Origin of the sequence: Chromobacterium haemolyticum (genome assembly GCF_002081825.1) — a bacterium.
In the GTDB taxonomy this organism is placed as follows: domain Bacteria; phylum Pseudomonadota; class Gammaproteobacteria; order Burkholderiales; family Chromobacteriaceae; genus Chromobacterium; species Chromobacterium fluminis.
Genome location: NZ_MUKU01000030.1, coordinates 21,247 through 41,532 on the forward strand (window position 1 = coordinate 21,247; position 20,286 = coordinate 41,532).

Consider the following 20,286-nt stretch of genomic DNA (forward strand, 5'->3'; position numbering starts at 1 on the left):
GCCGCGTCATGACACCACAACAACAGCAAGCGATTCTGAACCACCCCGCCTTTCAACAACTGGCCAGCCGCAAGACGCGGCTGGGCTGGAGCCTGACCGCCGTCATGCTGCTGCTCTATTACGGCTTCATCCTGGTGCTGGCCTTCGCGCCGCAGTGGCTGGCCCGGCCCATAGGCGCCGGCGTCACCACTTTGGGCATGCCGGTGGGCGTCGCCATCATCCTGGCCGCGTTCGCGCTGACCGGGATCTACGTGCGCCAGGCCAACAAGCGGCTGGACCCGCTGAACGACGAAGTCCTGCGGGAGTGCCAGCCATGAGAGCCCTCCTCGCCATATCGGCGCTGACCTTGGCCTTCCCGGCCTGGGCCCAGGCCGGCGCGCAGCGCCCCTTGAACTGGAACGCCATCCTGATGTTCCTGCTGTTCGTGACGCTGACCCTGTTCATCACCGGCTGGGCCGCGCGCCGCACCCGCTCCGCCTCCGACTTCTACACCGCTGGCGGCGGCGTCAGCCCGCTGCAGAACGGCCTGGCCATCGCCGGCGACATGATCTCCGCCGCGTCCTTCCTCGGCATCTCCGCAATGATGTTCAGCAAGGGCTACGACGGCCTGATCTATGCGCTGGGAGTGTTGGCCGGCTGGCCCATCATCATGTTCCTGATCGCCGAACGACTGCGCAACCTGGGCCGCTTCACTTTCGCCGACGTGGTGTCCTACCGGCTGAGCCAGACACCGGTGCGCATCACCGCCGCCTGCGGCACGCTGACGGTGGCGCTACTCTATCTGGTGGCGCAGATGGTGGGCGCCGGCAAGTTGATAGAGTTGCTGTTCGGCGCCAGCTATTTGAGCGCCGTCGTCATCGTCGGCGTGCTGATGGTGTTGTACGTGATGTTCGGCGGCATGCTGGCCACCACCTGGGTGCAGATCGTCAAGGCGGTGCTGCTGCTGTCGGCCACCAGTTTCATGGCCTTCATGGTCTGGCGGCGCTTCGGCTACAGCAGCGAGGCGATGTTCGCCGCCGCCGCCGAGCTTCGCGGCCAGGCCATCCTGGCGCCTGGCGGCCTGGTGTCCAATCCGGTGGACGCAGTCTCCCTGGGCTTGGGCATGATGTTCGGCACAGCCGGCCTGCCCCACGTGCTGATGCGCTTCTTCACCGTGGCCGACGCCCGCGCCGCGCGCCAGTCCGTGTTCTACGCCACCGGTTTCATCGGCTATTTCTACCTGCTGCTGATCCTGGTGGGCTTTGGCGCCATCCTCATCGTCGGCGGCGACGCCGGCTTTCGCGACGAAGGCGGCGGCATTGTCGGCGGCGCCAATATGGTGGCGGTGCACCTGGCCCAGGCGGTGGGCGGCAATCTGTTCCTCGGTCTGGTGTCGGCGGTGGCCTTCGCCACCATTCTCGCCGTGGTGGCCGGCCTGGCCCTGTCGGCCGCGTCGGCGGTGTCTCATGACCTGTACGCGGTGGCGCTGCGCCAGGGCAAGGTGAGCAATGCGGAGGAAATGCGGGTGTCGCGGCTGGCGACGCTGGTGATAGGACTGCTGACCATCCTGCTGGGACTATTGTTCGAAAAGCAGAACATCGCCTTCCTGTCCGGCCTGGTACTGGCGATTGCCGCCTCGGTGAATTTTCCGGTGCTGTTTCTGGCAATGTTCTGGCCCCGGCTCACCACCCGAGGCGCGGTGGCCGGCAGCCTGGCCGGCCTGGTCTCCGCCATCGCCTTGCTAGTGCTGGGGCCCATGGTGTGGGTGGACATCCTGGGCCATCCACGAGCTATCTTCCCCTACGCCAACCCGGCGCTGTTTTCCATGAGCGCGGCCTTCGCCTGCGCCTGGCTATTGTCAGTCTGCGACCGCTCGTCCCAGGGGCAATTGGAACGCAGCCGTTTCCCGGCGCAATATATTCGCGCTTTGACCGGGCTGGGAGCCGGCACAGGCACCGGCAAACACTAACCACGGCTCAGGCCAGCAGCGCCGCCATCGTCATGTTCTGGAACGCGGCCATGCCGCGGGTCAGCGTCTTGTCGCGGTGCTGCACCTGATACAAGGTGCGCGTCAGCGTTGGCAGGCCGGCGCTCACTTCCACTACCGCGCCGGTCTGCAACAGATCGGCCACCACCCGCCGCGACAGGCAGCTGACGCCAAGGCCGGCCGCCACCGCGTGCTTGATCGCCTCGGAATGACCCAACTCCATGCTCACGTTAAGCATGGCTAGGTGCGGCAACAGCAGACGGTCCACTTCCTCGCGCGTGCCGGAGCCGGCTTCACGCAGAATCCATTCGGCCTTAGCCAGGTCCTGGCGCGCCGCTTCGCCTTGCGCCAAGGGATGATCGGCGGCGGCGAACACCACCAGTTCGTCCTGACGCCAGGGCTGAGCAATCAAGTCCGGGTGGTGGCAAGGCCCTTCGATGAAACCGAAGTCCACCCGCAGCGCCGCTACCGCGTCGACGATGTCGCGGGTATTGGCCACGTCCAGTTCCAGCCGCGCCAGCGGCCAGGCGGCGCGGAAAGCCGCCAGTTGCTGTGGCAATAAATAGTTCGCCACCGTGCTGCTGGCGCCTATCTTCAAAGACATCGCTCCGGCGTTGAACAGGCTTTGCATGTCCTGGGCCGCATCCAGCATCGCCCGCGCCTTGGGCCACAGCAGCCGGCCATGCTCGTTCAGGCTCAAGCGCTTGCCGATGCGGTCGAACAGGCGCACGTCGAGCCCGGTTTCCAGCTTGTCCAGCGCCTGGCTGGCCGCGGACTGGGTCAGGGCGACATGGTTGGCCGCCTGGGTGACGGTGCCGTATTCGGCCACCGCGACGAAAACCTCCAGTTCGCGCAGAGTCAGCTTCAAGCCCATACCGCCTCCTTAATATCGATTTTACTACTGATATATATCCATTTTATCCGTTTCTCTACTGAAAACGAGGGGCGTATCGTTAGCACCATTCGCCATAGACCAAACAGGCATTTGCTTATGACAAACCTTCGCCAAATCATGCCGGGCCTGGCGTTGGCCATCGCCGTCGCCGTCGCTTCGCTCTACGCAGCGGATTTGCCGGCGATGAAGCACCTAGGCTTCTCCGCGCTCACCATCGCCATCCTGGGCGGCATGCTGATAGGCAACACCGTCTACCGCTACTTTGCCGGCGCCAGCCACCACGGCATCCAGTTCTCCAAGCAAAAGCTGCTGCGCCTGGGCATCATCTTGTTCGGCTTCAAACTCACCTTCCAGGACATCGCCGCCGTCGGCTTCGCCGGCGTATTGATCGATACCCTGGTGCTGTGCACTACCTTTCTGCTGGCTTTCCGCATCGGCCGCAAATACTTGGGCATGGACGAGCAGAGCGTAATCCTGATCGGCGCGGGCAGTTCCATCTGCGGCGCGGCCGCGATTCTGGCCACGGAACCCGTAATCAAAGCTCATGCGGAAAAAGTGGCCGTAGCCGTCGCCACCGTAGTGGTGTTCGGCACCGTGGCGATGTTCCTGTGGCCGATGCTGTATCAATGGACCAGCCATCTGGGCATTTCCGAGTTCAACTACGGCGTGTTCGCGGGCTCCACCATCCATGAAGTGGCGCAAGCCGTTGCCGCCGGCAAATCGGTCAGCGAGGCGGCGATGACCACAGCGGTGATCACCAAGATGATACGCGTAATGATGCTGGCGCCGTTCCTGATCGCCTTGTCCAGCTGGCTGGCTGCCAAACCCCACGGCAGCCGCCAACAGAAGAGCGGCATCGCCATCCCCTGGTTCGCCGTCGTCTTCCTTGCCGTGGCCGCCTTCAACTCCTTCAACCTGCTGCCTGCCGCGTGGGTCAGCGCCATCGTCTCGCTGGACAACCTGCTGCTGGCCGCCGCAATGGGCGCGCTGGGCATCACCACCCACTTCTCCGCCATCCGCCAGGCCGGCGCCAAACCGATGCTGCTGGCTTCCATCCTGTTTGGTTGGCTGATCGTCGGCGGCGGCCTGATCAACTTCAGCGTTAGTTATCTGCTGCATTGAACTAGCAGAAACAACACGCCCCTCCCAGGATCCTCATGCTTCAACATGACGATCCGGGCCTCCCGCCCAAGCAAATCAGCCCCCCTTCAACCGGTTTAGGAACTGAATCCAACTCTGTTCCTCTCCCCCTACTTTCCTCTACCTACAAACGTAGCCATCAAATTAACTCATGCAACCCTCGCATTACATCAACTAAACCTATCTTACAAGAAACACGAAAAAATACTAATACCTCATACTCAAAGCAGAAAAACCGGATCGATAATCTAATTTAATAAAACAAGAATAAAATAAAAAATGATCAATTGACTCGATAACATCAAGCGGGGAGACTGAATCACACTCAAAAAAACTCGGGGATGCTCTAAACAAAAGAAAAGGAGCACACCAATGTACGCCTTATCACCTCTACCGTTAAGACACGAAAAATTCTCAGTTCCTTATCTAGTGGATGAAACCTTAAGAGAAGGCATTGAGAGGACAGCCTTCCCCATTTCACTAGATGCAAAAATGCAAATTTTGCATAGTCTTACTGATGCCGGAATCAGAGATTTCGTCATTGGCTGTGGTCCTGAAGAGCCTTTGGTCTGGGACCGAGTACAACAAGAAAAAAGGGACGGAACACTACCGTCAGACACCCAGACCACGTTTATCATCCTAGTAAATTGCTGGGAAACTGCCTACTACTACTTTAGCCAAAGAAAGCAAAACATTGAGGACATAGAGGATACTATTTTCAGCTTTGGCATGATCACTTATCGTAAAAATGAAAACGAGTTCGAAAAGGCCTTAATGGCATTTAAAAAACTGGGGGCAAAAAAGTTTAAAGCCAGCATACTAAACAATTTCAGAACGAGCGTATCAGATCAAACCTACTCAGCCATTTGCCAGCAAATTGACTGGGCAATCTCTTTAGGCGTCTCTATCATACGCATCAACGACTCACTTGGTTCTTTACAACCCCACATCACCCAATGGCTCTGCTCCAAACTAGTTAAAGACTATCCCGGCATTACTTTCTGCCTTCACGCACACAATGACAATGGGCTTGCCGTGGCCAATGCCATGCAATCTATTCAATCCGGATTTCAGATGATAGAGGGCTCATTGGCTGGTTTTGGGAACCGTTCAGGAATTGCCCCAATAGAACAAGTTCTCAAACTATGCCTAAACAATGACATCAAGCTGGGCAATCATGAAATCAACCTAAAAAAAATCATTCGTACAGCACAAGCTTGCGAAGAAATTTTCTTACAACCACCCAATATTTACCGTTCTGTCAGCGGAATATTCGAGACTGATTCAAACTACGGTGTACTAAACATCCCTGACTTCCTAGAAGCTAAAGATGAAAAATCTTACTTTATCAACCTTGTCGGATTACATCCCAACACAATAAAACAAGCGTTAAAAGAGTACTGCCCATCTTTAGATTTAACCAACATCCCAAGTCAAAGATGGTTGCATGTCATTGAACTCATCAAAATCAAGATGCAAGCAGAGGCTATTGAAACCGAAGCCAAATACAAGGCTTTGAGACTACACTTGCATAACTACTATCGCTCAAGCGCCTACTCTCCCCAAAAAATCGCATCCATTGCATATAAGCTACTGGTAGAGAATGAAGCTTGAGCCATGGGAAAAATCATAACCATCATATTACCCCTGTTTGCGATGATTCTATGCGGGTATGGGATAGTTCGCGCGGGCGTCATTGGAAAAGAAACCGTCAGAGGCTTGGTCGGCGTCGTATTTTGGCTGTTCCTACCCTGTTTTATCTTCATGAAGACGCTGAGCGCGGACTACCAGGCTGGTATTAATTGGAATTTGCTCAACGCCTACTACCTAGCTTGCCTACTGGTGTTTTTAATCGCCGCCGCTGTTGGCCGCCTCTTTTGGGGAGGGGATCTACGCATCGCTGGACTCCGAGGCTTGGCCTCTATTTCCGGCGTCGTCGGCTATATGGGCTTGCCATTGATGGTAATGACGTTTGGAGACGCCGCCGTGTTGCCCGCGGTAATGATCACAACAGCGGACAATCTTGTCATTCTGGCGGGAGGCAGCCTGCTGATGGAAATGACCAGCGTTCGGACCGGCCATGCTCAGCCTGGAGGCTGGCCGCTATTGATCGCGATAGCCAAAGGCATCGTCCGCAACCCTTTGATCCTAGCTGTACTTCTTGCTGCTGTTTTCATCGCCGCCGGACTGAGTCTACCCAGCGCCCTGCACATCTTCGCCAGGCAAATGACCGATGCAACCGGACCGCTTGCGCTGGTCGCCCTGGGCGCCGCGCTGGCCATCCACCCAATGACAGGCCTGGCCCAAGCTGACTCGATTTTTCTGGCCGTCCTAAAAGTGACCGTGCTGCCGGGACTGGTGTTTTTATCCTGCCGTTACGGCTTTGAACTTGACCCTTTCAGCGTCAAGATCGCCGTTCTGATGGCAGCGCTTCCGGTGGCCGTCAATGTTTTCATTCTGGCGTCTCGCTACCAAAGTTATGAAACGCAAGTATCCAGCGCCATGTTGTTATCGGTGGGCATGGGATTGCTCGTCCTCTCGGGCCTGTTGCTGATTCTGGCTTGAGGCTAAAAAACCACCGCCCGGCGGATACTACTCGGGCGGTGGTGATTTAATGCAGCGAGAACAACGTCAGCATGGACACTTCTTCATGCTCTTGCCGCCGTAGCGTTCGTCCTGGCAGCGGCGAAAGAAGGCCTCCCGGCTCATCACCTCCGCATTCGGATTGAAACGGCGGCGGCTGGCGACATAGGCGTCGTAATCCTTGACGCCCACCATCAACCGGGCGGTTTTCGCCCATTGCTGCCATAGCTTGTTCATTACGCGCCCTCCTCACGGAACACCGCCGGCACCTCTTTGGCGGTGGACCACTTAACCGCCAGCGACTTGCGCATCACGTTCAGCGCGAACACCAGCATGGCGATCACCACCGCCATGAACAGCGCCGTCAAAGTGGCGTCCACATAGTCATTGAAGATGATCTGGTGCATTTGCGCCATATTCTTGGCCGGCGCCAGAAGCTCGCCCTTGGCCGCGGCGGCGGAGAACTTGTCGGCGTGGGCCAGGAAGCTGATCTTGGGACTGGCGTGGAACAGCTTCTGCCAGCCGGCGGTCAGCGTCACGACCAGCAGCCACAACGTGGGCACCGCGGTAACCCAGATATAGCGGGTTTTCTGCATCTTGATCAGCACAGCGGTGGCCAGTATCAGCGCGATGCCGGCCAGCATCTGGTTGGCGATGCCGAACAGCGGCCACAATGTGTTGATGCCGCCCAGTGGATCCACCACCCCCTGATACAAGAAGTAGCCCCACCCGGTTACCGCCAGACCGGTGGCGATCAAGTTGGCGGCCCAGGATTCCGTGTTGGCCATCGGCTTGACCACCAGGCCCAGCAGGTCCTGGATCATGAAGCGCAGCACGCGGGTGCCGGCGTCGATGGTGGTCAGGATAAACAAGGCTTCAAACAGGATGGCGAAGTGATACCAAAAGGCCATCATCGCCGGCCCGCCAATCACATTGGACAGAATGTGCGCCATGCCCACAGCCAGAGTCGGCGCGCCGCCGGCGCGAGACAGAATGGTGCTCTCGCCCACGTCCTTGGCCATCTGGGTCAACATGTCCGGCGTAATGACGAAGCCCCAGCTGGAAATCACCTGGGCGGCTTCCTCCGCGGTCTTGCCTATCACCGCCGCCGGGCTGTTCATCGCGAAGTAGACGCCCGGATCCAGCACGCAGGCGGCGATCAACGCCATGATGGCGACGAAGCTTTCCATCAGCATGGAGCCGTAGCCGATCACGCGGGCGTGGGTTTCATTCTCCAGCATCTTGGGCGTGGTGCCAGAGGCCACCAGCGCATGGAAGCCGGACACCGCGCCGCAGGCGATGGTGATGAACAGGAAGGGGAACAGATTGCCGGAGAATACCGGGCCGCTGCCGTCGATGAACTTGGTCACCGCAGGCATGTGCAGATTGGGCGCCACAATCATGATGCCGATGGCCAGGCCGACAATGGTGCCTATTTTCAGGAAGGTGGACAGATAATCTCGCGGCGCCAGCAACAGCCACACCGGCAGCACCGAAGCGACGAAGCCGTAGCCAATCAGAATCCAGGCCAGCGTGGTGCCGCTCAAGGTAAACAAGGGCGCCAGGGTTTCGTTCTTGGCGATGTCGCCGCCGTAAACGATGGCCAGCATCAGCAGGATAAAGCCGATGACGGAAATCTCGCCGATTTTGCCCGGCCGGATGTAGCGAGTGTAGACGCCCATGAACAGAGCGATCGGTATCGTGGCCGCAATGGTGAAGGTGCCCCAGGGGCTGCCAGTCAACGCCTTGACCACCACCAGCGCCAGCACCGCCAGCAGGATCACCATGATCATCAGAATGCCGATGGAGGCGATAATGCCGGGAATAGCGCCCAGTTCGGTGCGGATGATCTCGCCCAGCGATTTGCCGTCGCGGCGCACCGACAAGAACAGAATCAGGAAGTCCTGCACCGCGCCGGCCAGCATCACCCCCACCAAAATCCACAGCGTGCCCGGCAGATAGCCCATCTGCGCGGCCAGCACCGGCCCCACCAGCGGTCCGGCGCCGGCGATGGCGGCGAAGTGGTGGCCAAACAACACCCATTTATTGGTGGGCACGTAGTCCAGGCCGTCATTGTATTTTTCCGCCGGGGTCAGCCGGCGGGCATCCAGCTCCAGTACTTTGTCGGCGATGAAGCGGCCGTAAAAACGATAGGCGATGGAGTAAACCGACACCGCAGCCACAATCAGCCAAACAGCGTTGACCGGTTCGCCGCGATTGAGGGCCACAACGGCGAAGGCCGCTGCGCCGGCCAGGGCGATGGCCAGCCACACGGCCCATTCTCTTATCTGTTGCATATGGCAAGTTCCTATTCTCTTTATCCCGTTTTAATTCATCGGTCCCTGGCGACGACAGCAGCCACGGCCGGCTTTTTTGCCTGACCGATTCTGGATTGATAGCGCCGGAAAATCAAGCAAGCCTTATAATTTACAAAAGCTATCAATGATTTATGACGAATAGCAGTCACGATAATGCTAAAGTCGCCGGCAAACACCGCGTGCTAATATTTTGATTTGAACCACCGAAATCCCGTCGACGGACATGAACAGCGATACCCCCCATATTCTCATTGTCGAAGACGACGTGAGACTAGCCGAATTGATAGGCGCCTATCTGAGCAAGCACGGCTATCGCATCTCCCAGCACGGCCGCGGCGACACCGCGCCGGCCATCATCCTGGAAGAAAAGCCGGACCTGGTGATCCTGGACATCATGCTGCCAGGCAAGGAAGGCTTCGACGTCTGCCGTGAAATCCGCCCGCGCTATAACGGCAGGGTTTTGATCATGACGGCGCGCGACGAGGACGTGGACGAAATCCTGGGGCTGGAACTGGGCGCAGACGACTACCTGGCCAAGCCGGTAGAGCCCCGTCGCCTGCTGGCGCGGGTGCGCGCTTTGCTGCGCCGCGGCGGGCCGGGCGCGCAGGCGGACGGCGAGGCCGGCGACGAAGACAGCTTCACCTTTGGCCAGTTCTGCATCAGCCAGGCCACGCGCGAGGCCACCTTGAACGGAGAACTGATTGATCTGACCACCGCCGAATTCGACCTGCTGTGGCTGCTGTCCTCCCACGCCGGCCAGGTGTTGTCGCGCGACGACATCATGAGCGAATTGCGCGGCATAGGCTTCGATGGGCTGGATCGTTCGATAGACGCGCGCATTTCGCGGCTGCGCCGCAAACTGGGCGACAATCCGGACGCGCCGGCCCGGATCAAGACCGTGCGCGGCAAAGGCTATCTGTTCTCACGCAGCGACTGGGAATAAGCAATGAGCACCCGTCGTCTGCGCGGCTGGCTCAAACCGTCGCTGGGCACCCTGTTTGCCCGTTATTTCTTCGCCACCATGCTGGTGGAGCTGATCATCATCATCGGCTTCGGCTTCCTGGTCACCAAGCTGTACGAAAACAGCGACCGCGACGGCAAGCTGCAGTTCATGAACGGCACCGTGACGCTGATCCGCCAGCAGTTGGCCCAGACGCCGCACAAGGACTGGGACGGCAAGCTGGCCGACATCGCCCGCGCCTTCAGCTATCCGGTCAAACTGATCGCCCACCCTCCCGACGATTTCGAGCAGGAAGGCCACGCCGCGCTGCTGGGCGGCCGCCCCTATCTGGACTTCGACAACCAATTGCTCTACGTGCCGCTACCCCATGATCCGCGCCTGCTGCTGCTGGGCCCCTTGGAGGCGCCGGCCAGCAACAGCAGTTGGATCAGCGAAGACATGGAAATCCTGCTGCTGTGGATTTTGCTGACCGGCTCCACGCTGGGCACCCTGATCTACTTCAGCCTGCGTCCTTTGTGGAAAGACTTGCTGGAAGTGCGCCGCAAGGCGGAGGTCTTCGCCGACGGCGACTTCAGCGCCCGCGCCCAACCTTCGAAAAGCCGGCTGCTGGCGCCTTTGTCCCTGGCTTTCAACAGCATGGCCGCCCGCCTGGAGCGGCAGATGGAAACCCGCCAGGCCTTGTCTCACGCCATCGCCCACGAGATACGCACCCCGATCGCGCGGCTGCGCTTCGGCCTGACCATGCTGGAAGAAGAAGAGGACGAGCAGGAGTGGCGGCGCTACCGCGAAGGCATGGAGCGCGATATGCAGGAGTTGGAAGAACTGTTCAACACCAGCATGGAGTTCGCCAAGCTCAACCGCAACGAAGTTCCCTTGCACTGGGAAACCGTTGACCTTTACGACTGGTTCGACGATCTGATCGATCTGGTCACGCCGCTGAAGCCGCCCGGCATCAAACTGGAGCTGGACTGCGCGCTGGGCAACGGCGCCTTCGACCGCAAACTGATGTACGTGGCCAGCCGCAACCTCTTGCTCAACGCCTTCAAATACGCCAACACCCAAGTGCGGCTGACGGTGTGTCACAACGCCGCCGGTCAGTTGCTGATCCATGTCGACGACGACGGCTGCGGCATCCCCGAGGCTGAGCGCGACAAGGTGTTCGAACCCTTCCTGCGCCTGGACCGCAGCCGCGACCGCGCCACCGGCGGCTACGGTTTGGGCCTGTCCTTCGTCAAGCTGATCACCGAACATCACGGCGGCCAGGCCAGCGTGGCCGCCAGCGAACTAGGCGGCGCGCGCTTTACACTGCGCATCATGCAGCCGCAGCAATAAGCACTGTTTACGATCTGCTGCGCGCCTCGAGGCGTGACACGGTGAGTACAACGCTTCGCGAAACGCAGCAAACTATGAACAGGTTCTCAGCCGTTTTCGCCTTGTCTCGCTCTAGCAAGATCGTAAACCCGCTCTAGAAGGATGCCGAAACGCTTTCGCCAGAACCGACGAAATGTAAAGCCGCAGTTTGTTAAGCAATCTGAATTGGGTCACGCGCCGTCACAAAGCGGGGACAGGAAGCCAACAGACCCAGGGCCGAGGCGCCGGGATAATGCCAGCATCTCAACTTGGATTCGGGTATTTTCCATGGTTTCTTCACGACCGGCCGCCCTGCTGGTACACGGTCTGGGCGGCAGCGCATACGACCTTGGCGCGCTTGGACGCACGCTGGAGGAGGCTGACATCGTCACGCACACCCCGCTGTTGCCGGGACATGGCGGCGAGCCGGAAGATCTGCTGTCCGTCCGCTGGCAGGACTGGGTGGAAACCATACGCAAGGAATACCTGGAGCTGAAGACGCGCCACAAGGTAGTGCATCTGGCCGGCGTTTGCCTGGGCGGCCTGGTGGCGCTGGAAGTGGCGCGGCTGGAAAACCACAAGGACGGCCTCGCGCTGTACGCGCCGCCGCTGTTCCTCGACGGCTGGAGCCTGCCCAAGCTCACTTGGGCGCGCCACATCGTCTACCGCATTCCCGGCCTGGCTAAAAAGATGCGCGTGCCGGAGGTGGAACCTTTCGGCATCAAGAACGCCCGCATCCGCAAAGCGATCCAGCAGCGCTTTGAACGCGGCGAGCGCTTCCACTACGCCTACATCCCGCTGGCCTGCATCCGCCAGGTGGATGGGCTGCGCCGCCAGCTGATGTCGCGGCTGGAACAGATCACTTGTCCGACGCTGATCGTGCATGCCGACGAGGACGACATCACCAGCCCGCGCTCCGCCCATCACCTACAGCGCCACCTGGGCGGCAAGGTCGATTTCATGCCTTTGTCCAACAGCTACCATATGGTAATGGTGGACAATGAACGCGGCGAAGTGCTCAAGCGCAGCCTGAAGTTTTTCAACCAGCGCGCCCAAGCGCCGGCCACCACCGCCGAGCAAGACGGCTGGGCCCTGTTCGCCGCCGCCTGAACGCCGCGCTCTTACAATCAAGGCAAGCTTCCCGCTTGCCTTTTTTCTTGCCTGCGCCAGCTGCGCCGGCCTCCTCGCCTTGAATTAAAGTTGCAAGCAATCACAACTGAACATTGAATTTAACAGCTACGCAAACTTCCAAGCCGCCTCGTCACCAACCGTCATCAAGCCAGAACACATCAACAATGGAAGGCAAGGACCAGCTGAAGCAAACTGTTTGCACGAGCCGGATCGGCCCCCAGCCGGTCTTGCAACGGTTCCGTTCTCTTCCCTTTGTGTGACTTTGCGTGCCCGCCGGCTTCGGCGGGCATCTTTTCTTTCAGCCGCCCACCCTGTTTTGTTACAGATTGTTACACAAGCCCTTTACCCTTCACACAAAGAGCGCTTACAAGCTCAACAGACTGACTTGCTTCTTATTCGCACAATATCGCAGTTATCAACAAAGCAAACAGTCGCAAAAATGAAAAAACTAATCACCGCTTCCGTGTTGAGCCTGGCAGCTCTGTCCGCGCATGCAGCCGATCCGGGCTTCTACGTCTTCGGCAACACTGGTTATAACTTCTCCAAGCCGGAGTCCGGCAACCGCAACATCGTCCTGAAAGAGGCCAAGGCCGCCGGCACGGTATGGGAACTGGGCGCCGGTTACCGCTTCAACCAATATCTGGCTACCGAGCTGTCCTACGCTGACTTCGGCAAATCCACGGCCAACGGCTCCTTCAGCGGCCGCACCGGCAACGGCTCCGTCGCCACCAAGGCCGAACGCATCGCCGTGCTGGGCATCCTGCCGGTGACCCAGGATTTGGAAGTTTTCGGCAAGGCCAGCCTGAACAACGTGCACACCAAGCTCAAGATCGACCGAGTTGCCAACAAAACTTTCAACGACACCCGATTGGGTCTTGGTTTCGGCGCGCAGTATCAGCTGCACAAAAACCTGTCCTTGCGTGGCGAATACGAATACATCGCCGGCACTGACTTCCAGATGGCGGGCCAAAGCGTGGTCAAGACGTCCGGCACCAGCGTGCTGAAGGCCGGCATCAGCTACCACTTCTGATCCCACGCCTTGCCAGCGCTCGCCAGCCGCGGCCCCTGTGCCCGCGGCTGGTTTTGCGTTTCAGACCGCCGGCACCGCCATGCCGCGCCGCACCGCCGGCCGCTCGCCGACGCGTTGGAACCAATCGCTTACCCGCGGAAACGCCGCCAGATCTACCTGATGCCAGTCATGACGCGCCGCCCACGGATAGAGCGCGATGTCGGCGACGCCGTACTCGCCGGCGACGTAATCCCGCCCTTCCAGCCGCTGGTCCAGCACCCCGTACAGGCGCAAAGCCTCGTCGTGGTAGCGTTTCTGCGCGTAAGGCAGGCTTTCCGGCGCGTAGCGCAGAAAATGGTGAGCCTGCCCCAGCATCGGCCCGAAGCCGCCCATCTGGAACATCAGCCATTGCAGCGCCTCGTAGCGCGCCGCGCCCGCAGCCGGCAACAAACGGCCGTGCTTTTCCGCCAGATATTGCAGAATGGCGCCGGACTCGAACATCGCCAGCGGCCGCCCGTCCGGCCCGTCGCTGTCCACAATGGCCGGAATCTTGTTGTTGGGGCTGATGGCCAGAAAAGATTCGGCAAACTGCTCGCCCTTGCCGATGTCCACCGCGTGCACGGCGTACGGCAACTCCAGCTCTTCCAGCATAATGGAAATCTTGCGCCCATTGGGCGTGCCCCAGGTATACAGATCAATCATGATGCGCATCTCCCTTGTTCAAGGCTTGGGCGGCTAGCGCCTGCGCGCGCCGCCCCGTCTGCTACAATGCAGCCCATTTCAAGCCTTCAGGATACTGCGATGAGCCAGCCGCGCGTCAATGATGTCAAAGCCTTTCTCTTGGACCTGCAAGACCGCATTTGCGCGGCGCTGGAGCAGGCCGACGGCGGCGCTCAATTCGTCGAGGACGCTTGGCAGCGCCCGGGCGGCGGCGGCGGGCGCAGCCGGGTCTTGGCCAAGGGCGCGCTGTTCGAACAGGCCGGCGTCAATTTCTCGCATGTACACGGCGACGCGCTGCCCGCCTCCGCCACCGCCCACCGTCCCGAACTGGCCGGCCGCGGCTTTCAGGCCATGGGCGTGTCGCTGGTGATCCATCCGGAAAACCCGCACATCCCCACCAGCCACGCCAATGTCCGCTTCTTCATCGCGGAGAAGGACGGCGAGACGCCGGTGTGGTGGTTCGGCGGCGGTTTCGACCTGACCCCGTTCTATGCCGTGGAAGCCGACGTGGTGCACTGGCACCGCGTGGCCCGCGATTTGTGCCGGCCCTTCGGCGAACAGGTGTACCCGGACTACAAGCGCTGGTGCGACGAGTATTTCTTCCTGAAGCACCGCCAGGAGGCGCGCGGCGTCGGTGGCTTGTTCTTCGACGACTTGAACGCCTGGGGCTTCGATTCCTGTTTCCGCTTCATGCAGGCGGTGGGCGACGGCTTCACCAACGCCTACTTGCCCATCGTCGAACGCCGCAAAGGCGATAGCTGGGGCCACCGCGAACGCCAGTTCCAGCTTTATCGCCGCGGCCGCTACGTCGAATTCAACCTGGTCTGGGACCGCGGCACCCTGTTTGGCCTGCAGTCCGGGGGACGCACCGAATCCATCCTGATGTCGATGCCGCCGCTGGCGCGCTGGGAATACGATTACCAACCGGAACCGGGCAGCCCGGAAGCCGAGCTGACCGAGCGTTTCCTGACCCCGCGCGACTGGCTGGCCTGAGAGCCGAAGCCAAGCCGGATACCGCGTTTTCCCCAGCCCGCACATGAGTTTAGCCAATCACAAGAATGGCGAAATCGGGTATCCTTGCGCAGCTGCCCATAACAATCCCATGACCATCCGTTCCGCATGAATCAACCCCATTTTTCGGCCGGGCTCTCCGGCCGCGCCGCCCGTCCCTGGCAGGAGCCGGCGCTATGGCTGCTGTTCGCCGTCGTCTGGTTCGGCACCCTCGGCTACCGCGGGCTGATTCACGCGGACGAAGGCCGCTACGCGACGCTGTCGCTGTTCATGCTGCACAGCGGCGACTGGATCACTCCGCGACTGAACGGCCTGCTGTATTTCGAAAAACCGGCGCTGCAATACTGGATGGGCGCGCTAAGCTTCGCCGCCTTCGGCGTCAACGAGTTCGCCGCCCGCTTCTGGCCGGGCCTGACTGGCTTTCTGTCCGTGGCGATGTGCGGCTTCACCGCGCGCCGGCTCTGGGGCGTAGACGCCGGCCGCCACGCTGCGCTGGCCGCCGGCAGCTGCGCCTGGATCGTGGCCAATAGCCACTTCCTGTCGCTGGACATGGGGGTGAGCTTCTTCCTGACCGTGGCGCTATGCGGCTTCCTGCTGGCACAACACGACGGCGCCGACGCCCGCGCGACCCGTAACTGGATGTGGGTCACCTGGGCGGCGATGGCCGCCGCCACGCTGAGCAAAGGCTTGATCGGCCTGCTGATTCCCGGCGCCACCCTAGTGCTGTACAGCCTGCTCAACTGGCAATGGGCATTCTGGAAACGCATGCATTGGCTGAGCGGCCTGGCCTTGTTCCTGCTGTTGACCGCGCCGTGGTTCATTCTGGTGTCCCAGCGCAACCCGGACTTCGCCCATTTCTTCTTCATCCGCGAACACCTGGAACGCTTCCTCACCACCGAGCACAAACGCACCGGCGCGCCGTGGTATTTCGTGCCCTATCTGCTGCTTGGCTTGCTGCCTTGGACCAGCCTGCTGCCGACGCTGTGCCGCGACGGCTGGCGCGAACCTGGCGCGCGGCTGCGCGTCGGCCGCCTACTGCTGATCTGGTCGGTCTTTATCTTCGCCTTCTTCAGCAAGTCCAGCTCCAAGCTGCCATCCTACATCCTGCCGATGTTCCCGGCGCTGGCGTTGCTATTGGCGCCGACGTTGCAGCGCTTGCCCTCCGCCGCGCTGAAGAAGCACCTGCTGCCGGCGCTGCTACTGTGGCTGGCCGCGCTTGCTCTCTATCCCTTTGTTGATCGTTTCGCGTCCGAGGACATCCCGCTCGACGTACTGCACGGCTTCGCCCATTTCGTCGCTGCCGCCGCGCTGCTGTTCTTGGCCTGCGCCGTTGTCGCCTGGCGCTTGCTGGGCCGCGAACACAAGCTGGCCGCGCTGTGCTGGCTGGCTTTCGGCAGCTTGCTGGCCGTCAGCGTCGCCGCCGCCGGCCACGACAGCTATGGCCGGCTGAAGGGCAGCAAGGAAATCGTCCGCCAGATCCAGCCTTATCTCCATGCGGACACGCCGGTGTTCTCGGTCCGTTATTACGACCAGACTTTCCCCTTCTATCTGGGCCGCCCGGTCACCCTGGTGCAGTTTGTCGATGAGTTTGAATTCGGCGAGAGCCAGGAGCCGCAGCGCTGGATGCCGCGACTGGAACAATTCGTCGCCGCCTGGAACGCCGCCCCGCGCGCGCTGGCGATGACCGACCCCGCCACTTATCAGGAACTGCAAGCCCAGGGCCTGCCGATGCGGGTGGTCTACCAAGATCCGCGCCGCCTAGTGGTGGCCAAGCCGTGAAACCGCCAACCTTTGGACCCGCTCTACTATGAAGTTGATCGAATTCGGCCTGATTCTGCTCGGCGTGCTGCTCAACGCCGCCGCCCAGCTATGCTTGAAAGCCGGCGTGCGCCAGATCGGCCACTTTGACTTTTCCGCCTCCAACGTACTGCCGATAGGCTGGTCGCTGGCCACCAATCTGCCCATCGTCGGGGGCCTGTCCTGCTATGTCGTCAGCGTGGTGGTATGGATCATGGCGCTGTCGCGAGTGGAGGTCAGCATCGCTTACCCTATGCTGTCCATCGGCTACGTGGTCAACGCGCTGCTGGCCTATTGGCTGTTCGGCGAAGCGCTGAGCGCTCAAAAACTGATCGGCATCGGCGTCATCATCATCGGTGTGGTGCTGGTCGCCCGCAGCTAAGCAGAAAGGCTAAAATGGATTTCCTGCCCTTCACCCGCCCGGACATCGACGAAGCCACCATCGCCGCCGTCGGCGAGGTGCTGCGTTCCGGCTGGATCACCACCGGTCCCAAATCCCGTCAACTGGAAGCCGAGCTGTCCGCCCATGTCGGCGGCCGTCCGGTACGAGTGGTGGCATCCGCCACCGCCGCGCTGGAAATGGCCTTGCAAGTGGCCGGCGTCGGCCCCGGCGACGAGGTGATTACCTGCCCGCTGAGCTGGGTGGCCACCGCCAACGTGATTCTGAAAGTGGGCGCCAAACCGGTATTCGTCGACGCCGACCGCGCCAGCCGCAACATCGACCTGAACTTGGCGGAAGCGGCGATCACCCCGCGCACCCGCGCCATCATCCCGGTGGACCTGGCCGGCCTGCCGGTGGACCGCGACCGCCTCTACGACATCGCCAAGCGCCATCGGCTGCGCGTGATCGAGGACGCCGCCCAGTCCATGGGCGCCAACTGGTGCGGCCGCCGCATCGGCAGCTTTGGCGATTTGGTGTCCTTCAGCTTCCACGCCAACAAGAACATGACCAGCGGCGAAGGCGGCTGCCTGGTGCTGAACGACGAGGACGAAGCCCGTCTGTTCGAGAAGCTTCGGCTACAGGGCGTGACCCGCCACGCCGACGGCGGCATGGACGTGGACGTGCTGGGCGGCAAGGCCAATATGACCGATATCGCCGCCGCCATCGGCCTGGGCCAGTTGCCGCGGCTGGAGGGGTTCAACGCCCGCCGCCGCGAGCTGGCGGCGCTGTATTTCCGCCATTTCGACCGCCAGCTGGGCTGCGAGCTGCCGCTAGAGGACATGGCCCAGAGCAATTGGCATATGTTCCAGCCGCTGTTGCCCCTGGACCGAATGAGCATGGACCGCGGCGAATTCATCGCCCGGATGAAAGACCTGGGCATAGGTGTGGGCGTGCACTACCCCGCCATGCATTTGTTCACCTTGTTCCGCGAGATGGGCTTCCAGCCGGGCGATTTCCCGGTGGCGGAAGACATCGGCCGCCGCACCGTCACCCTGCCGCTGTTCCCGGCCATGGCCGACGAGGACGTGGAACGCGTGTGCGCCGCCGTGAGCGGCGTGCTGAAGCCCGTGCTGAGCGTATAAAACATCTATGAAAAGCGTAATCGATCTTTCCGTCGTCATCCCGGTATACAACGAGCAGGACGTGCTGCCGGCGCTGTTCGACCGCCTCTACCCCGCGCTGGACGCGCTGGGCGTGCGTTATGAAATCGTCTTCGTCAACGACGGCAGCCGCGATAAAAGCCCTGCCATGCTCGCCGCGCAGTTCGACCTGCGCCCAGACGTGACCCGAGTGGTGCTGTTCAACGGCAACTTCGGCCAGCACCGCGCCATTCTGGCCGGCTTCGAATACAGCCGCGGCGATCGGGTGGTGACGCTGGACGCCGACCTGCAAAACCCGCCGGAGGACATCAAGCTGCTGCTGGCGGAAATGGACAAGGGCCACGACTACGTCGGCTCCATCCGCCGCCAGCGCAACGACAGCCTGTGGCGCCACCTGGCCAGCCGCGCGATGAACCGCCTGCGCGAAAAGCTGACCCGCATCAAGATGACCGATCAGGGTTGCATGATGCGCGCCTACAGCCGCCGCATCATCGACACCATCAATCAGTGCAACGAGCTGCACACCTTCATCCCGGCGCTGGCCTATCAGTTCGCGCAGAACCCGACCGAAGTCACCGTCGGCCATGAAGAGCGCTTCGCCGGCGAATCCAAGTACTCGCTGTACAGCCTGATCCGCCTGAACTTCGACCTGATGACCGGGTTCTCCATCGTGCCCCTGCAGCTGTTCTCGCTGCTGGGCATGCTGGTCTCCGCCGGCTCCGGCGTGCTGGTGGTCTACCTGGTGCTGCGGCGCTTCATCGTCGGCCCGGAAGTGGGCGGATTGTTCACCCTGTTCGCCATCGCCTTCCTGCTGATCGGCATCGCGCTGTTCGGCATCGGCCTGCTCGGCGAATACATCGGCCGCATCTACCAAGAAGTGCGGGATAGGCCGCGCTATGTGATCGGCGCGGTGCTGGAGCAAAAGGACAAACCATGAAAGCCGTGGTCTTCGCTTATCACAATGTCGGCGTGCGCTGCCTGAGAGCGCTGATCGGCGGCGGCGTGGATGTGGCGCTGGTGGTCACCCACCGTGACAACCCCAATGAAAACATCTGGTTCGCCAGCGTGGAGCAGGTGGCCCGCGACTACGGCATACCAGTGATCACCCCGGACGACCCGAACACGCCGGAAGTGCTGGCCCAAGTGCAAGCGGTGCGGCCGGACTTCCTGTTCTCTTTCTATTACCGTCACATGCTCAAAGCCCCGCTGCTGGAATGCCCGGCGCGCGGCGCCTTCAATATGCATGGCTCGCTGCTGCCCAAATACCGCGGCCGGGTGCCGATCAACTGGGCCATCATCCATGGCGAAACCGAAACCGGCGCCACCCTGCACGTGATGAACGTCAAGCCGGACAACGGCCCCCTCGTCGATCAGATGGCGGTGCCCATCTTGCCGGATGATAATGCCGACGAAGTGTTCGCCAAGGTCACCGTGGCCGCGGAAATGGTGCTGGCCCGCAGCCTGCCGGCGCTGCTTGCCGGCAAGGCCGAATTCCGCCAACAGGATTTGAGCCAAGGCGGCTATTTCGGCGGCCGCAAACCGGAGGATGGCCGCATTGACCCGCAAGCCGGCGCCGCCGATCTGCACAACTTCGTGCGCGCGCTGACCCACCCGTTCCCGGGCGCCTTCGCCGACATCGACGGCGGCCGGCTGGTAATCTGGAAAACCCTGCGCGCAGGCGGCCACGGTCAGCAATTGCAAACGGCCCGGCTACACTCAGAAAACGGCGCGCTGTGGCTGGACGCCGTGGACGGCGGCCGCTTGAAGGTACTATCCGCCACGCTGGACGGCGCGGCGCTGGATCCGGCGACAACACAGACGCTGACGCTGGCCTGAAGCGGCGCACTCACGGAATACACATGC

19 protein-coding genes are annotated in these 20,286 nt (G+C 61.0%); 15 read left to right on the plus strand and 4 right to left on the minus strand.

Annotation, left to right across the window (positions count from 1 at the left end):
* The first annotated feature begins 8 nt into the window (after positions 1 to 8).
* Together B0T39_RS18550 and B0T39_RS18555 are read left to right on the plus strand one after the other, a co-directional pair.
* Positions 9 to 317, plus strand: a complete 309-nt coding sequence (locus tag B0T39_RS18550; RefSeq protein ID WP_019101120.1) for a DUF485 domain-containing protein — start codon at positions 9 to 11, stop codon at positions 315 to 317.
* Positions 314 to 1,948 (plus strand): cation/acetate symporter, encoded by a 1,635-nt coding sequence (locus B0T39_RS18555; RefSeq protein WP_081549191.1) that lies wholly within the window; start codon positions 314 to 316, stop codon positions 1,946 to 1,948. The genes B0T39_RS18550 and B0T39_RS18555 overlap by 4 nt, the downstream gene beginning before the upstream one ends.
* A gap of 7 nt (positions 1,949 to 1,955) precedes the next feature.
* Here B0T39_RS18555 and B0T39_RS18560 read toward each other — a convergent pair whose 3' ends face one another.
* Entirely contained in the window at positions 1,956 to 2,840 is an 885-nt protein-coding gene (locus B0T39_RS18560) for a LysR family transcriptional regulator (RefSeq protein WP_081549193.1), read from the minus strand.
* 117 nt (positions 2,841 to 2,957) lie between these two features.
* On the opposite strand from B0T39_RS18560, the gene B0T39_RS18565 reads away from it, so the two are divergent.
* From B0T39_RS18565 to B0T39_RS18575, 3 genes are all read left to right on the plus strand, one after another.
* Positions 2,958 to 3,983, plus strand: coding sequence for a YeiH family protein (locus tag B0T39_RS18565; RefSeq protein ID WP_081549195.1), 1,026 nt, complete (start codon positions 2,958 to 2,960; stop codon positions 3,981 to 3,983).
* Between the two features lie 390 nt (positions 3,984 to 4,373).
* Positions 4,374 to 5,615, plus strand: a complete 1,242-nt coding sequence (locus tag B0T39_RS18570; protein WP_081549197.1) for a pyruvate carboxyltransferase — start codon at positions 4,374 to 4,376, stop codon at positions 5,613 to 5,615.
* Positions 5,616 to 5,618: 3 nt separating this feature from the next.
* Entirely contained in the window at positions 5,619 to 6,566 is a 948-nt protein-coding gene (locus B0T39_RS18575) for an AEC family transporter (RefSeq protein WP_081549199.1), read from the plus strand.
* 66 nt (positions 6,567 to 6,632) lie between these two features.
* Here B0T39_RS18575 and B0T39_RS18580 read toward each other — a convergent pair whose 3' ends face one another.
* Both B0T39_RS18580 and B0T39_RS18585 read right to left on the minus strand, forming a co-directional pair.
* Positions 6,633 to 6,821, minus strand: a complete 189-nt coding sequence (locus B0T39_RS18580; protein WP_043589723.1) for a YbdD/YjiX family protein — start codon at positions 6,819 to 6,821, stop codon at positions 6,633 to 6,635.
* On the minus strand, positions 6,821 to 8,881 hold the full coding sequence (locus B0T39_RS18585) for a carbon starvation CstA family protein (RefSeq protein WP_081549201.1): 2,061 nt from the start codon (positions 8,879 to 8,881) through the stop codon (positions 6,821 to 6,823). Before B0T39_RS18585 ends, B0T39_RS18580 begins: the two co-directional genes overlap by 1 nt.
* Before the next feature lie 244 nt (positions 8,882 to 9,125).
* On the opposite strand from B0T39_RS18585, the gene B0T39_RS18590 reads away from it, so the two are divergent.
* The 4 genes from B0T39_RS18590 to B0T39_RS18605 all read left to right on the plus strand — a co-directional run bounded on the left by B0T39_RS18590 (position 9,126) and on the right by B0T39_RS18605 (position 13,374).
* On the plus strand, positions 9,126 to 9,845 hold the full coding sequence (locus B0T39_RS18590) for a response regulator (RefSeq protein ID WP_081549203.1): 720 nt from the start codon (positions 9,126 to 9,128) through the stop codon (positions 9,843 to 9,845).
* 3 nt (positions 9,846 to 9,848) lie between these two features.
* Positions 9,849 to 11,195, plus strand: a complete 1,347-nt coding sequence (locus B0T39_RS18595) for an ATP-binding protein (protein ID WP_081549205.1) — start codon at positions 9,849 to 9,851, stop codon at positions 11,193 to 11,195.
* Positions 11,196 to 11,501: 306 nt separating this feature from the next.
* Positions 11,502 to 12,323, plus strand: coding sequence for an alpha/beta hydrolase (locus B0T39_RS18600; protein ID WP_081549207.1), 822 nt, complete (start codon positions 11,502 to 11,504; stop codon positions 12,321 to 12,323).
* A gap of 460 nt (positions 12,324 to 12,783) precedes the next feature.
* Complete coding sequence (locus tag B0T39_RS18605; RefSeq protein ID WP_081549210.1) at positions 12,784 to 13,374, plus strand: outer membrane beta-barrel protein; 591 nt, start codon at positions 12,784 to 12,786, stop codon at positions 13,372 to 13,374.
* A 60-nt stretch (positions 13,375 to 13,434) separates the two neighbouring features.
* Here the strand turns inward: B0T39_RS18605 and B0T39_RS18610 are convergent, their stop codons facing one another.
* Positions 13,435 to 14,055: a glutathione S-transferase family protein gene (locus B0T39_RS18610; RefSeq protein WP_081549241.1), complete on the minus strand. Its 621-nt coding sequence runs from the start codon at positions 14,053 to 14,055 to the stop codon at positions 13,435 to 13,437.
* 99 nt (positions 14,056 to 14,154) lie between these two features.
* Here B0T39_RS18610 and hemF point away from each other — a divergent pair, with 99 nt between their 5' ends.
* From hemF to B0T39_RS18640, 6 genes are all read left to right on the plus strand, one after another.
* Positions 14,155 to 15,066 carry an oxygen-dependent coproporphyrinogen oxidase gene (gene hemF / locus B0T39_RS18615; protein WP_019102864.1) on the plus strand — a complete coding sequence of 304 codons (912 nt, stop codon included), beginning with the start codon at positions 14,155 to 14,157 and terminating at the stop codon, positions 15,064 to 15,066.
* Positions 15,067 to 15,192: 126 nt separating this feature from the next.
* On the plus strand, positions 15,193 to 16,863 hold the full coding sequence (locus tag B0T39_RS18620; protein ID WP_081549212.1) for a glycosyltransferase family 39 protein: 1,671 nt from the start codon (positions 15,193 to 15,195) through the stop codon (positions 16,861 to 16,863).
* A gap of 28 nt (positions 16,864 to 16,891) precedes the next feature.
* Positions 16,892 to 17,263, plus strand: coding sequence for an SMR family transporter (locus tag B0T39_RS18625; protein WP_019102862.1), 372 nt, complete (start codon positions 16,892 to 16,894; stop codon positions 17,261 to 17,263).
* 14 nt (positions 17,264 to 17,277) lie between these two features.
* Entirely contained in the window at positions 17,278 to 18,405 is a 1,128-nt protein-coding gene (locus B0T39_RS18630) for a DegT/DnrJ/EryC1/StrS family aminotransferase (protein ID WP_081549214.1), read from the plus strand.
* Positions 18,406 to 18,412: 7 nt separating this feature from the next.
* Positions 18,413 to 19,360, plus strand: a complete 948-nt coding sequence (locus B0T39_RS18635; protein ID WP_019102860.1) for a glycosyltransferase — start codon at positions 18,413 to 18,415, stop codon at positions 19,358 to 19,360.
* A complete protein-coding gene (locus tag B0T39_RS18640; RefSeq protein WP_019102859.1) occupies positions 19,357 to 20,259 on the plus strand; it encodes a formyltransferase in 903 nt (300 codons plus the stop codon). The genes B0T39_RS18635 and B0T39_RS18640 overlap by 4 nt, the downstream gene beginning before the upstream one ends.
* The last annotated feature ends 27 nt before the right edge of the window (positions 20,260 to 20,286 follow it).